General features: G+C 61.6%; 11 protein-coding genes. 7 read left to right on the plus strand and 4 right to left on the minus strand.

The window, feature by feature from the left end; genetic code table 11:
* Positions 1 to 23: 23 nt before the first annotated feature.
* The gene (locus tag HBO09_RS09780; RefSeq protein WP_169992582.1) at positions 24 to 926 is read right to left on the minus strand and encodes a DUF2167 domain-containing protein; all 903 of its coding nucleotides are present in this window, start codon (positions 924 to 926) and stop codon (positions 24 to 26) included.
* A 189-nt stretch (positions 927 to 1115) separates the two neighbouring features.
* Positions 1116 to 1430 carry a helix-turn-helix transcriptional regulator gene (locus HBO09_RS09785; RefSeq protein ID WP_029298195.1) on the minus strand — a complete coding sequence of 105 codons (315 nt, stop codon included), beginning with the start codon at positions 1428 to 1430 and terminating at the stop codon, positions 1116 to 1118.
* Positions 1431 to 1888: 458 nt separating this feature from the next.
* Here HBO09_RS09785 and HBO09_RS09790 point away from each other — a divergent pair, with 458 nt between their 5' ends.
* Together HBO09_RS09790 and HBO09_RS09795 are read left to right on the plus strand one after the other, a co-directional pair.
* Positions 1889 to 3454: a PAS domain-containing methyl-accepting chemotaxis protein gene (locus HBO09_RS09790; protein ID WP_169992580.1), complete on the plus strand. Its 1566-nt coding sequence runs from the start codon at positions 1889 to 1891 to the stop codon at positions 3452 to 3454.
* Positions 3455 to 3472: 18 nt separating this feature from the next.
* Positions 3473 to 5164 carry an EAL domain-containing protein gene (locus HBO09_RS09795; RefSeq protein WP_169992578.1) on the plus strand — a complete coding sequence of 564 codons (1692 nt, stop codon included), beginning with the start codon at positions 3473 to 3475 and terminating at the stop codon, positions 5162 to 5164.
* Here HBO09_RS09795 and HBO09_RS09800 read toward each other — a convergent pair.
* Entirely contained in the window at positions 5143 to 5910 is a 768-nt protein-coding gene (locus HBO09_RS09800; RefSeq protein WP_169992576.1) for a transporter substrate-binding domain-containing protein, read from the minus strand. The genes HBO09_RS09795 and HBO09_RS09800 overlap by 22 nt on opposite strands.
* 134 nt (positions 5911 to 6044) lie before the next feature.
* Here HBO09_RS09800 and dnaX point away from each other — a divergent pair, with 134 nt between their 5' ends.
* The 5 genes from dnaX (at position 6045) to HBO09_RS09825 (ending at position 11677) form a co-directional block, all read left to right on the plus strand.
* A complete protein-coding gene (dnaX, locus tag HBO09_RS09805) occupies positions 6045 to 8096 on the plus strand; it encodes a DNA polymerase III subunit gamma/tau (protein ID WP_169992574.1) in 2052 nt (683 codons plus the stop codon).
* 66 nt (positions 8097 to 8162) lie between these two features.
* Complete coding sequence (locus tag HBO09_RS09810; RefSeq protein ID WP_003193199.1) at positions 8163 to 8501, plus strand: YbaB/EbfC family nucleoid-associated protein; 339 nt, start codon at positions 8163 to 8165, stop codon at positions 8499 to 8501.
* Between the two features lie 141 nt (positions 8502 to 8642).
* Positions 8643 to 9668 (plus strand): NADP-dependent oxidoreductase, encoded by a 1026-nt coding sequence (locus HBO09_RS09815; protein WP_169992572.1) that lies wholly within the window; start codon positions 8643 to 8645, stop codon positions 9666 to 9668.
* 58 nt (positions 9669 to 9726) lie between these two features.
* Complete coding sequence (recR, locus tag HBO09_RS09820; protein WP_070994718.1) at positions 9727 to 10329, plus strand: recombination mediator RecR; 603 nt, start codon at positions 9727 to 9729, stop codon at positions 10327 to 10329.
* Between the two features lie 199 nt (positions 10330 to 10528).
* The gene (locus HBO09_RS09825; RefSeq protein ID WP_169992570.1) at positions 10529 to 11677 is read left to right on the plus strand and encodes an acyl-CoA dehydrogenase family protein; all 1149 of its coding nucleotides are present in this window, start codon (positions 10529 to 10531) and stop codon (positions 11675 to 11677) included.
* Positions 11678 to 12020: 343 nt separating this feature from the next.
* On the opposite strand, the gene HBO09_RS09830 is transcribed toward HBO09_RS09825, so the two are convergent.
* Complete coding sequence (locus HBO09_RS09830; protein ID WP_133715024.1) at positions 12021 to 12569, minus strand: adenine phosphoribosyltransferase; 549 nt, start codon at positions 12567 to 12569, stop codon at positions 12021 to 12023.
* Between the last annotated feature and the right edge of the window lie 82 nt (positions 12570 to 12651).

A 12651-nucleotide genomic window follows, 5' to 3' on the forward strand; every position in this document is an offset into this window, starting at 1 on the left:
CGCCGCGATTTCGTATCTGGCAATCAGCCCTTGTTGCGATTGAAGAACTTGCGCGCGCCTGCCAGTAACGCCACCACACCAATCACCAGAAATTTCTTCGCTGCCAGCAGGAAGATGCCGATCTTGGCAAACAGCCCGGCCTTGCCGGCTATGCCGCCAGCGACCAGCGCGGCCAGGCCGTAAGAGGCCAGTTTGTCAGTACCGGGGTTGTAGTCGGTGTAGAGGTTGCCGTCGGTGAAGTTGGTGAAAGCCAGGACTTTGGGCAGCTCCTGTTTGATGGTGGGCAGGTCGGCCATGGCGGCGACGGCGTTGAGTTCCAGCACGCCCTCACGGCCCAGCACGCGGATGCTGTAGTTGAGGGTGTTCTGCTCGGCGTCGTCGGCTTTCAGTTCGCGGGCCCAGTACATTTTGTGCGACTGTTGGTCATAGTGCGGCGGCTCGGCCCAGCCCAGCAGGTGCAGGCCGGCGTAGCCCTGTTTCTGGCGCTCCTGGTTGTCCTCGGCATCGTCTTCCTGCATTTGCTTGAGCAGTTCGGCGTAGTCGATTTTTGCCGCGTCCTCGTCGGAAATATGCCCGTCATCCTTGTAGCTGACGATGACGCCCCAGCCGCGTGCCGACAGCGGGCTGACGGCCTTGGGTATGATCATGCCCAAGGTGTTGAAGCCTGGAGGGTTGCCCCAGCCATCGGTGAGCAGGCGTTCGGTGTCCTTGGGGTCGAGGTAGTAGAACTCGTCGTTGAGCTTGAGCGTGGCGATGCCGCCGGGCAGGGTGACAGTGCCGGTTTGCTGCTTGAGGGAGGCGAGGAAGTGTTCGGCGGTTTCGGCAGGTGCGCTGGCTTCGACCGGCGCTGGCGCTGTGATGGCATAGGCCGGCGCAGCAGACAGGCTCAAGGCGGCAGCCACCACCAGTAGGCGGAGGTAGTTCATGGTAATCCCTTACATTTTGAAATAATTGCGCGGAAGGATACCGAAACCGCCTGTACCGCGCGAGCATGCTGGCAAAAGGCGTGGCCCAGCGCCTGCCAGAAGAGGGGCTGTCCGGTCGGATCATGTCAGTAGGCAAAGAGCAAAGAACAGGCAGCACAGCGACCTGTTCTCTTTTGTGTCGTACGAGCTCTAAGGCTTGGACAAGGCCTGGTCTACCGCCGCTATCAGCTTTCCCAGATCCTTCGGGGTGGCTTTATGAATGACACCGAACAGATAAGCGCGCTGCTCTTCCTCATCGCCCAGATCGGCAAAAAAGACTTTCAGCTTCACTCCCAGAGCCTCTGCAAACAAGAAGAGAGCGTCAACGCTGGGTGTATAGGTGCCGGTTTCGAAGCGGCTAATGGTTTTAGGGTCAAAACCGGTTTTCTCACCTAGTTCAGCCTGAGTAAGCCCCGCTACCTTTCGATAGCGTCTGATGGCTGGACCCAAACTTGAAATTTGCATCGCTCAATTCCCATTTAGAATCAAGAACTTAACGATAAATATTGGCATTAGACAACGGCACGCACCATCACCTTTTCTTGCAAAATGTGATGTAATTCGTAGAATCGGCGTTTAGGACAAGTATTTGGCGGTGTCGTTTCACAGGGCAGCTTTATGAAACAGGAAATCATTGCTTTCTCCTCACTTTCATAAAGGTAGTTGCAAAACAGTGGCCTGGCCGCAGCGCCAGGCTCGCTCTTGCGCGCCCATGCAGCCCACGCCTCTCACACCAGACGCTCGAATTAAAGCCTAGTTGATCTTCGTCAAATCGAAGGTCAGGTGCTGGGCAAAACCTGGTTTGGCCGCCGAATGGGGCCAGCCAGCCGATTGACGGTTTACCCGTCTGGAAATACCCCTCTACTTGCCGGATCTACAAGATCCCGGGTCGGTAGATCGAATGCTGTCCATGGAGCTTTAAAGTGCGCGTCAATTTGCCGGTCACCACAGTTGAACAGACTTTCGGGGAGCAGCAACGGCTCATTTCCGCAACTGATATCAATAGCCACATTACCTACTGCAACGCCGAGTTTGCTGCCATGAGCGGCTTCACCCAGGCCGAGCTGATCGGCAGCACCCACAACCTGGTACGCCATCCGGATATGCCGCCCGCGGTCTTCGAGCTGATGTGGCGCTACCTCAAGGCCGGCCAGAGCTGGATGGGCGTGGTCAAGAACCGCTGCAAGAATGGCAATTTTTATTGGGTCAGCGCCTATGTGACGCCGATCCTCGAAGATGGCCGGTTGGTGGGCTATGAGTCGGTGCGGGTCAAGCCGACGCGTGAACAAGTCCGACGGGCCGAAGCGCTCTACGCCCGCTTGCATGCCGGGCGTTCGGCGGTGTCGCTGCTGCGGCGTCTGGGCCAGGTCGGCAATGCCCTGGCCGTGCCCGCCTTGGCGGCGGTGGTCGCTGGCGGTGCGGTGCAATGGTTGCCCACTGGTTGGGCGCAGGCATCGACCGCGCTGCTGTTTCTCGGCCTGGGCGCCTGGGCGCACCTGCGTCTGGGGCGACAGCTCAAGCAGATCGTCGAGCATACACCCAACACCTTTTCCGACCCCATCAGCGCCATGACCTACAGCGATGCGCTGGGCCCGGCCGCGCAATTGGAGATGATCCTGATCAGTGAAGAGGCGCGTTTGAAAACCGCCCTCACGCGTCTCAGTGACCTCGCCACCCAAATGGCCGAGGCGGCGGCCGATTCCAGTGTGTTGTCGGGTAATACCGAGTCGGCGCTGCTGGAACAACGCGCCGAGACCGATATGACCGCCGCCGCCATGACCGAAATGGCCGCGTCTATCGCCGAAGTGGCGACGCATGTACAGCAGACCGCCAGCGAAGCCCGCACCGCCAATGACCTGGCCGGGCACGGCAGCCATGTCGTCGGCACCACACGCGAGGCGATCCAGTTGCTGGCGGCCACCGTCACCCAGATCAACCAGGCGGTTGGCCATCTGGCTGGCCAGACCCAGGAAATCCGCGTGGCCGCGAGCATGATCCAGGCCATCGCGGACCAGACCAACCTGCTGGCGCTGAATGCCGCCATCGAAGCGGCGCGGGCTGGCGAGCAGGGGCGTGGTTTTGCCGTGGTGGCCGATGAAGTGCGGGCGCTGGCGGGCAAGACCCGGGAGTCGACGGAGCAGATCCAGGGCATCATCCAGAATTTGCGCGCTGGCGCCGAAGAAGCCGTGGAAATTGCCAGCACCGGCATTCACGAGGCCGAGCAGGGTGTGCAGCAAGTGTTGCAAGCGCAAGAGGCACTGCAGGGCATTCGCCAGGCGGTGGAGCGCATTACCGGCATGAGTCAGCAAATGGCTGCTGCCTCACAGGAACAATCCCACGTCGCAGAGGATGTTTCACAACAGATCAATAACGTCGCGGCCACGGTACAAAAGACAGCGGGCAATGCCAACGCTGCAGTCACCCGTGGCCGGGAACTCGAAAGCATCTCTTCCGGGTTGCGTGCCCTGGTCGAGCGGTTCAACCGCTAGCCACCTAGAGCCTCATTCATGGATGAGAAATACCGCAGGGCCGTGGATGCCGCCGCCATTTTCTCCGAGACAGACCTCACCGGCCGCATCACTTACGTCAACGACCAATTCTGCGGCATGTCCGGCTACAGCCGCGACGAGTTGCTGGGGCGCAACCACCGGATCCTCAGTTCAGGATTGCACCCCGCCGGGTTTTTCCAGGGCATGTGGCGCACCATCACCGAGGGCAAGGTCTGGCGCGGGGAAATCTGCAACCGTGCCAAGGATGGTTCGCTGTATTGGGTCGACAGCACCATGGTGCCGTTGGTCGATGAGCGTACTGGCAAGGTGCAGAAGTACGTGTCGATTCGTTTTGATGTCAGCGAAAAGCGCCAGTTACTGCAGACTCTGCAATGGCGGGTCGGCCACGATGTGCTGACCGGGCTGCCCAACCGCGCCTATCTCTCCGAATTGCTCGTGCAGTCTTTGGAGTTTTCCCGCAGCGAGCACATCCCCCTGGCGGTGTGCATGCTCGACCTGGACGGCTTCAAGGCGGTCAACGATGGCTATGGCCATGCCTCTGGCGACCTGTTGCTGGTGGAGGTCGCCAGCCGCCTGCGTGACATCATTCGTGGCGAAGATGTGGTCGCCAGGCTCGCCGGTGACGAATTCGTATTGATCCTGCGCTACGTGCGCGACGCCGATGAGTTGAACCGCGCATTGCGGCGCATCCTCACGGCCATTTCCGAGCCGTACTCGATCCTCGGGGCGCAGATCAACGTGTTTGCCAGCATTGGCGTCACGCTGTTCCCGTTGGATGACGAGGATGCCGACACCCTGCTGCGCCATGCCGACCAGGCCATGTATGTGGCCAAGCAAAGTGGGCGTAACCGCTACCAGCTGTTTGACGTGTCCCTGGAGCAGGAGGTCAAGGCCACCCACCAGACCGTGCAGCAGATTCGCCAGGCCCTGGCGGCGGGGGAGTTGTGCCTGCACTTCCATCCCAAGATCAATTTGCGCCACGGCCAGGTCGTGGGGTTCGAGGCATTGCTGCGCTGGCAGCACCCGATACGGGGGCTGGTGTCGCCCAAGGATTTCCTGTCATTGATCGAGCAGACCGACCTGATCGTCGATGTCGGCGAATGGGTCATGGACCAGGTGCTGGCGCAGATACGTCAGTGGCAGGAGGCCGGGCATTGCTGGCCGGTCAGCGTGAATATCGCGGCGCGGCACTTCCAGCGCGCGGATTTTGTCGAGCGCCTGCAACAACTGCTGGCCCAGCATCCCGATGTTGCGCCGCACATGCTGGACCTGGAGATTGCCGAATCGGTGGCCATCGATCATATCCAGCGGGTCACCGAGCACCTTGCGGCCTGCCAGGCGCTGGGGGTGCGGTTTTCCCTGGATGATTTCGGCACCGGCTATTCGTCCCTCAGCTACCTCAAGCGCCTGCCGACGCAGACCATCAAGATCGACAAGTCGTTTGTGCGCGACATCCTCCATGACAAGGACGACCTGGCCCTGACCCAGGCCGTGATCGGCCTGGCCCGGGCATTTGGCCGCGAGGTGATCGCCGAGGGCCTGGAATCCCTCGAACATGGCCAACTGCTGCTGCGTATGGGGTGCGAAGTGGCCCAGGGGTATTACTTCGCCCAACCGATGCCAGCCGACGAAGTACCGGTCTGGGCGGCGGGCTTCGATCTACTTAACTACGGTGCCGGTGAGGGTTGAGGCGGCTGCTTGCGGTCGCCGGTGTAGAGCCCAATGATGTCGTCAATCTCCCCTGACATCTTCATGCGCAGCAGCGTACGCAAAATCCGTTGGACGGGCAGGGCAGGGTCGTTGCGCACGTAGCAACCCAGGCTTTGCTCCTCGATCACCGCCACCACGTGCAGCCCCGGGCCCTTCGGAAACTGCTGATTGAAGCGCTCCAGGGTCCATTCGTTGGTGATCGCGTACTTGAAGCGGCCCGCCACCAGCTTGTGCAGCACTTGCTCTTCGCTGCGGGCGTCGTCGCGCTTGAGCTGGCCCGTGGCGAACAGCGGTTCAAGGGTCGGGTAGCTGTAGTTGAGCACTGTGCCGATGTTCTGCGCTGCCAGCTTCGTCACATTCACCGACAGCGGCGGGACATGGGCGCTGACCAGCACACTGCGCTGGACCCATAACGGAATGCTCCAGGCATAGTCGCCAGACAGGTTATTGAGCCACGCCTGTGTGACGTAGCAGCGCACATCGATCTCGCCGTGTTCCATGGCCGGGGCGATGCGGGCTCGGGCCAATACCTGGAATTGCGCCGGGTGGCCGACCTGGTTTGCCAGGCTCAGCATCAGGTCATACAAAATGCCTTGGGTCGGCTGGCCCCCGTCGATCTGCACCATGGGCATGGCCCAGCTGTCGGAAATGGCAAAGCGCAACGGGGCGGGCGCCGCCAGGCTCAGTGTGGTGATCATCCATAAAGCGCCCAGGACTACGCGCATAAAATCTCCGGGATCAGCCCTTTGCGGGGCGTGTCTCCACCAGCTTAGTCAGATTAGGCGAGCGTGCCGGATGCAATTTCCCCCCTGCTCCGCTAGCATTACCGGCTCCCGCTTCCCAGTTGCGACGGTTTTCGATGAGTTATCAGGTTCTTGCACGTAAATGGCGTCCGCGCTCGTTCCGCGAAATGGTCGGCCAGACCCATGTGCTCAAGGCTCTGATCAATGCCTTGGACAGCCAACGGCTGCACCACGCCTACCTGTTCACCGGCACCCGCGGGGTGGGCAAGACCACCATTGCGCGGATCATTGCCAAATGCCTGAACTGTGAAACGGGCATCACTTCGACCCCCTGTGGCACCTGCTCGGTATGCCGTGAGATCGACGAAGGGCGCTTTGTCGACCTGATCGAGATCGACGCCGCGAGCCGCACCAAGGTCGAGGACACCCGCGAACTGCTGGACAACGTGCAGTACGCCCCCAGCCGCGGGCGCTTCAAGGTCTACCTGATCGACGAAGTGCACATGCTCTCCAGCCATTCCTTCAACGCCCTGTTGAAGACCCTGGAGGAGCCGCCGCCCTACGTTAAGTTCATCCTGGCCACCACCGATCCACAGAAACTTCCCGCAACGATTTTGTCGCGGTGCCTGCAGTTCTCCCTCAAAAACATGACCCCCGAGCGCGTGGTCGAGCATTTGACCCACGTGCTGGGTGTGGAGAACGTGCCGTTCGAAGACGACGCGCTGTGGCTGCTGGGCCGCGCCGCCGATGGCTCGATGCGCGACGCCATGAGCCTGACCGACCAGGCCATTGCCTTCGGTGAAGGCAAGGTGATGGCCGCCGACGTGCGGGCCATGCTCGGCACCCTCGACCACGGGCAAGTGTTTGACGTGCTGCATGCGCTGATCGAAGGCGATGCCAAGGCGCTGCTTGAAGCTGTGCGCCATCTGTCGGAGCAGGGCCCGGACTGGAATGGCGTGCTTTCGGAAATTCTCAACGTGCTGCACCGCGTCGCTATCGCCCAGGCGCTGCCTGAAGGGGTCGATAACGGCCACGGCGATCGCGACCGCGTGTTGGCCCTGGCCCAGGCGTTGCCAGCCGAAGATGTACAGTTCTACTACCAGATGGGCTTGATCGGGCGCCGTGACCTGCCCTTGGCACCCGACCCGCGCGGCGGTTTTGAAATGGTCATGCTACGCATGCTGGCGTTTCGCCCCGCAGACACCGCCGATGCGCCGAGACAGCCGCTAAAGCCAGTGGGGATCAGCCAGGCCACAGTTGATTCCGCCAAATCAGTGGCTGGCGCGGCGGTCGTCGCGCCAGTGATCGCGCCGCAACCTGTGGCAGTTGCTCCAGCTCCGGTCGCGGTCGAGCCTGTGGCGCCTGTAGTGGCCCCGGAGCCGGTTGCCGAGCCTGCGCCAGCGCCGGTGGTCGATCTGCCTTGGAATGAGCCGGTAGAGGCCGTGGTCGAGTCGGCACCTGCCGTCGAGCCCGTGCTGGAAACCAGCGCCGAGCAGCCTGAGCTGACGCCGATGCCGACGCCCACCCCTGACAGCGTGGTACCGGACGCGCCGGAATGGGTCTCGGCACCCGTACCCGAGCCAACCATTGCCGAAGTGGACGCCGCCACCCCAGGTATCGACCTGGATGACGAGCCGCCGCTGGACGAAGATTACATCGAACCGGACATGGACTCGGCCTACAGCTATTTGGACGACCTGGCCAGCGAGCACACCGCCGAGCCTGCGCCCGAGCCCGAGGTGGAACCTGCCGCCATGCCGGCCACCGGCCTGGCCCTGCAATGGCTGGAGCTGTTCCCGAAGCTGCCGATCTCCGGCATGACCGGGAGCATCGCTGCCAACTGCACGCTGATCGCCGTCGATGGCGATCACTGGCTATTGCACCTGGACCCAGCCCACAGTGCGCTGTTCAACGCGACCCAACAGCGCCGGCTTAACGATGCCCTGAACCAATTCCACGAACGCACCCTGACGGTGACCATCGAGCTGATCAAGCCCGAGCAGGAAACCCCGGCCCAGGCCGCCACCCGTCGCCGGCTCAACCGCCAGCGCGAGGCCGAGGAGTCGATCCAGGCCGATCCGCTCATCCAGCAGATGATGGAGCAGTTTGGCGCGGTGGTGCGACACGATACTATTGAGCCCGTCGAAGCCCAGGCCGCAGCGGGCTGATAATTGAAGGCGCCGTGCCCCAAGGCACGGCGCCGTATTGATCCACGTACTTTTGAGGTGATTCCCATGATGAAAGGTGGCATGGCCGGCCTGATGAAGCAGGCGCAGCAGATGCAGGAAAAAATGGCCAAGATGCAGGAAGAACTGGCCAACGCCGAAGTCACCGGTAAAGCCGGCGGCGATATGGTCAGCGTGGTGATGACCGGTCGTCACGACATCAAGCGCGTGAGCATCGACCCAAGCGTATTGCCTGGCGTTGGCGAAGACGACCTGGAAATGCTCGAAGCCCTGTTCGCCGCGGCCGTCAACGACGCCGTGCGTAAGATCGAAGCCAACAGCCAGGACAAAATGTCCGGCGTGACCGCAGGCATGCAACTGCCGCCGGGCATGAAGCTGCCATTCTGATCGGCCAGCGCGACACCAAAAATGCCAGGCATCGTGCCTGGCATTTTTGTTTGTGTCGGGCACAATCGAACGTCAGCACTGCAACAGCTGTCTGCACCCTATACCGCTGAATTCAATCACCGATATAAAGGAGCCTCGCTGATGACCCAAGCCATGACCCTCAACCAGCGCATCGTCCTGGTATCCCGCCCGCAGGGTGCGCCCGTGCCGGAGAACTTCCGCCTGGAGCGCGTGGCGCTGCCTGACCTGGCAGACGGCCAGGTTCTGCTCAAGACCCTGTTCCTGTCCCTGGACCCCTACATGCGTGGGCGTATGAGCGACGCGCCGTCCTACGCCGCACCGGTAGAAATCGGCGAAGTAATGACCGGTGGTGCTGTCAGTCGCATCGAACAGTCGCGCAACCCCAAGTTCGAGGTGGGAGACCTGGTGGTCGGTGCCACCGGCTGGCAAAGCCATAGCATCAGCGATGGGGGTAACCTGATACCGGTGCCCAAGGGCTTGCCAAGCCCGTCCATGGCCCTTGGCGTACTGGGTATGCCTGGCATGACGGCCTATATGGGTCTGATGGATATCGGCCAACCGAAGGCCGGGGAAACCCTGGTAGTCGCGGCAGCCTCGGGCGCGGTGGGCTCGGTGGTCGGCCAGGTGGCCAAGCTCAAGGGCCTGCACGTGGTGGGTATTGCGGGCGGCGCCGACAAGTGCCGCTATGTGGTGGAGGAGTTGGGTTTTGACGCTTGCATCGATCACAAGAGCGCGGATTTTGCCGATGAACTGGCCCAGGCCTGTTCCAAGGGCGTGGACATCTATTACGAGAATGTCGGCGGCAAGGTATTCGACGCCGTGCTGCCCTTGCTCAACCCCAAGGCGCGGATCCCTCTGTGTGGCCTGATTGCCGGTTACAACGCCCACGAGGCCCCCACCGGCCCCGATCGGCTGCCGGCGTTGCAACGCACGTTGTTGACCAAGCGCGTGCGCATCCAGGGCTTTATCGTGTTCGACGACTATGGCGACCGCCACCCGGAATTTATCAGCGCCATGGCGCCCTGGGTGCGGGACGGCAAGGTCAAGTTCCGCGAAGACGTGGTCGACGGCCTGGAGCAGGCACCCGAGGCCTTTATCGGGCTGTTGGAAGGACGTAACTTCGGCAAGTTGGTCGTGCGTATTTGACGCTTATCCGAGGCGCGGGTATAAACCGCGTCTCGTTGTTTTGTCGGACTTTTGCCCCATGAGCTTCAGCCCCCTGATTCGTCAACTGATCGATGCCCTGCGCACCTTGCCGGGCGTGGGTCAGAAAACCGCCCAGCGCATGGCGCTGCAACTGCTGGAGCGTGACCGCAGCGGAGGCTCGCGACTGGCCCAGGCCTTGAGCCAGGCCATGGAAGGCGTGGGCCATTGCCGCCAGTGCCGCACCCTGACCGAAGAAGAACTGTGCCCGCAATGCGCAGATCCTCGTCGTGATGACACGCTGCTGTGTGTAGTCGAAGGCCCGATGGACGTGTACGCGGTTGAACAGACCGGCTATCGCGGGCGCTACTTTGTGCTCAAGGGGCACCTGTCCCCGCTTGACGGCCTGGGGCCTGAAGCCATTGGTATCCCGCAGTTGGTGGCGCGGATCGAAGAGCAGGGCACCTTTACCGAAGTGATCCTGGCCACCAACCCCACCGTGGAAGGCGAAGCCACTGCGCATTACATCGCGCAACTGCTGACCAACAAAGGCTTGATCACTTCGCGCATCGCCCACGGCGTTCCGCTGGGTGGCGAGCTGGAGTTGGTGGACGGCGGCACCCTGGCGCACTCGTTTGCCGGTCGCAAACCTATCGCCCTCTAACACCCACCACAAATCCCCTGTGGGAGCGGGCTTGCTCGCGAAAGCGGTGGATCAGTCAATACATGTACCGACTGACCCACCGCTTTCGCGAGCAAGCCCGCTCCCACAGGGGATTTGTGCTGTGGTCGAAATTTTCGCTTGGCTTGATAACCAAGCAAGCGCTTGGTAAGTTCGCTCCATCTCTGCATGGAGCTTGCCGATGCCTGCCTATCAGGAATACTTCGATCCCAGCCACCAATTGGTCCGCGACAGCGTGCGCCGTTTTGTCGAGCGCGAGATTCTGCCGGGCATCGAGCAATGGGAGGAGGCCGAACGCTTCCCCCGCGAGTTGTATCTCAAGGCCGGCGCGGCGGGGATTCTCGGGATCGGTTACCCCGAAGCCCTGGGCGGCAGCCACGAGGGCGATCTGTTCGCCAAGGTCGCCGCCAGCGAAGAGTTGATGCGTTGTGGTTCCGGCGGCGTGGTGGCGGGGCTGGGCTCGCTGGATATTGGCCTGCCGCCCGTCGTCAAATGGGCGCGCCCCGAAATCCGCGAACGTGTGGCGCCCCAGGTCTTGTCTGGCGCGAAGATCATGGCCTTGGCCGTCACTGAACCTGGTGGTGGTTCCGACGTGGCCAGCTTGCAAACCCGAGCCGTGCGGGATGGCGACTGTTATCGGGTCAGTGGCAGCAAAACCTTTATCACCAGCGGCGTGCGCGCCGACTACTACACCGTGGCCGTGCGCACCGGCGGGCCGGGCTTTGCCGGCATCAGCCTGTTGCTGATCGAAAAGGACACGCCCGGCTTCACCGTTGGCCAGCCGCTGAAGAAAATGGGCTGGTGGGCGTCGGATACTGCCGAGCTGTTCTTCGATGATTGCCAGGTGCCGGTGGGCAATCTGATCGGCGCCGAAAACATGGGCTTTGCCTGCATCATGGGTAATTTCCAGAGCGAACGCCTGGCCCTGGCGTTGATGGCCAACATGACGGCGCAGCTGGCGCTGGAAGAGAGCCTGAAGTGGGCCGCGCAGCGCGAGGCCTTTGGCAAGCCGATCGGCAAGTTCCAAGTGCTCAAGCACCGTCTGGCGGAGATGGCCACGGCGGTCGAGGTTTCCCGGGAGTTCACTTACCGCCAGGCGGCGAAGATGGCGGCGGGCAAGAGTGTGATCAAGGAGATTTCCATGGCCAAGAACCTGGCCACCGACACGGCTGACCGGGTGACGTATGACGCGGTGCAGATTCTTGGTGGGCTGGGTTACATGCGTGGCAGTCTGGTGGAGCGGCTGTACCGGGACAATCGGATTTTGTCGATTGGCGGCGGGACTCGGGAGGTGATGAACGAGATCATCAGTAAGCAGATGGGGTTGTGATTGATAGTGCTCCCAGGGGCCTCATCGCGGGCATTCAAAAGTTGGAACTCGGTCCAATGTGGGAGCGGGCTTGCCCGCGATGAGCATAGGTATCTACACAACTTTCAGAAACTGACGAACTCCCCGTGGCGAGCGGGCTTGCCCCGCGCTGGGCTGCGAAGCAGCCCCAAAACCGCCCCCTGCGGTGTATCTGGTACAACGCATTCGGCTTATTGGGGCTGCTTCGCAGCCCAGCGCGGGACAAGCCCGCTCGCCACAACTGCGCTATCTGCCTGGATCTAGGCGTTGCGGCAAAGTTGTGTAGATACCTATGCCGCGATGAGGCCCGCCCAGACAAAGCAAATCAGCGCTCAGTCAACCCAAACTGCGTCAAACAGAACGTCGGAACCCCCATATCCTCCAACCGCTGCGAGCCACCCAGTTCCGGCAAGTCAATAATCGCCGCCGCCTCGAAAATCCGCGCCCCCATGCGCCGCGCCAGATTAGCCGCAGCAATCAAGGTGCCACCCGTGGCGATCAGATCATCGAACATCAGCACCGAATCCCCTTCACACAGGCTGTCAGCGTGCACTTCGAGGAAGGCTTCCCCGTATTCGGTCTGATAGCCCTCGGACAGCACGTCCGCCGGCAGCTTGCCCTGTTTACGGAACAGGATCAGTGGTTTGTTCAGTTGATAGGCAATCACCGAGCCGATCAAAAAGCCCCGGGCATCCATCGCGCCGATGTGGCTGAACTCGGCTTCTACATAACGATGGATAAAGGTGTCAGCCACCAGGCGCATGGCCTTGGGCGACTGGAACAGTGGTGTGATATCACGAAAGATCACCCCAGGCTTGGGGAAGTCGATGACGGGGCGGATCAGGGATTTGATGTCAAAGGAGTCGAAAGCCATCGTCGGGAGTCCTGGGGGCAAAGACTCGCCAGTATACCTGCGGCCTGGCCGGTTGGCTTGGCCGCAAGTGTCGCATCCCCGG

This window comes from Pseudomonas sp. WS 5027 (genome assembly GCF_012985695.1).
GTDB classification, from domain to species: domain Bacteria; phylum Pseudomonadota; class Gammaproteobacteria; order Pseudomonadales; family Pseudomonadaceae; genus Aquipseudomonas; species Aquipseudomonas hygromyciniae.

Bases quoted from the DNA above. Each gene is read 5' to 3' on its own strand.
- HBO09_RS09785 (WP_029298195.1), bottom strand. From the start codon at position 1,430: ATGCAAATTTCAAGTTTGGGTCCAGCCATCAGACGCTATCGAAAGGTA.
- HBO09_RS09795 (WP_169992578.1), top strand. From the start codon at position 3,473: ATGGATGAGAAATACCGCAGGGCCGTGGATGCCGCCGCCATTTTCTCC.
- HBO09_RS09815 (WP_169992572.1), top strand. From the start codon at position 8,643: ATGACCCAAGCCATGACCCTCAACCAGCGCATCGTCCTGGTATCCCGC.
- recR (WP_070994718.1), top strand. From the start codon at position 9,727: ATGAGCTTCAGCCCCCTGATTCGTCAACTGATCGATGCCCTGCGCACC.
- HBO09_RS09780 (WP_169992582.1), bottom strand. From the start codon at position 926: ATGAACTACCTCCGCCTACTGGTGGTGGCTGCCGCCTTGAGCCTGTCT.
- dnaX (WP_169992574.1), top strand. From the start codon at position 6,045: ATGAGTTATCAGGTTCTTGCACGTAAATGGCGTCCGCGCTCGTTCCGC.
- HBO09_RS09830 (WP_133715024.1), bottom strand. From the start codon at position 12,569: ATGGCTTTCGACTCCTTTGACATCAAATCCCTGATCCGCCCCGTCATC.
- HBO09_RS09825 (WP_169992570.1), top strand. From the start codon at position 10,529: ATGCCTGCCTATCAGGAATACTTCGATCCCAGCCACCAATTGGTCCGC.
- HBO09_RS09810 (WP_003193199.1), top strand. From the start codon at position 8,163: ATGATGAAAGGTGGCATGGCCGGCCTGATGAAGCAGGCGCAGCAGATG.
- HBO09_RS09800 (WP_169992576.1), bottom strand. From the start codon at position 5,910: ATGCGCGTAGTCCTGGGCGCTTTATGGATGATCACCACACTGAGCCTG.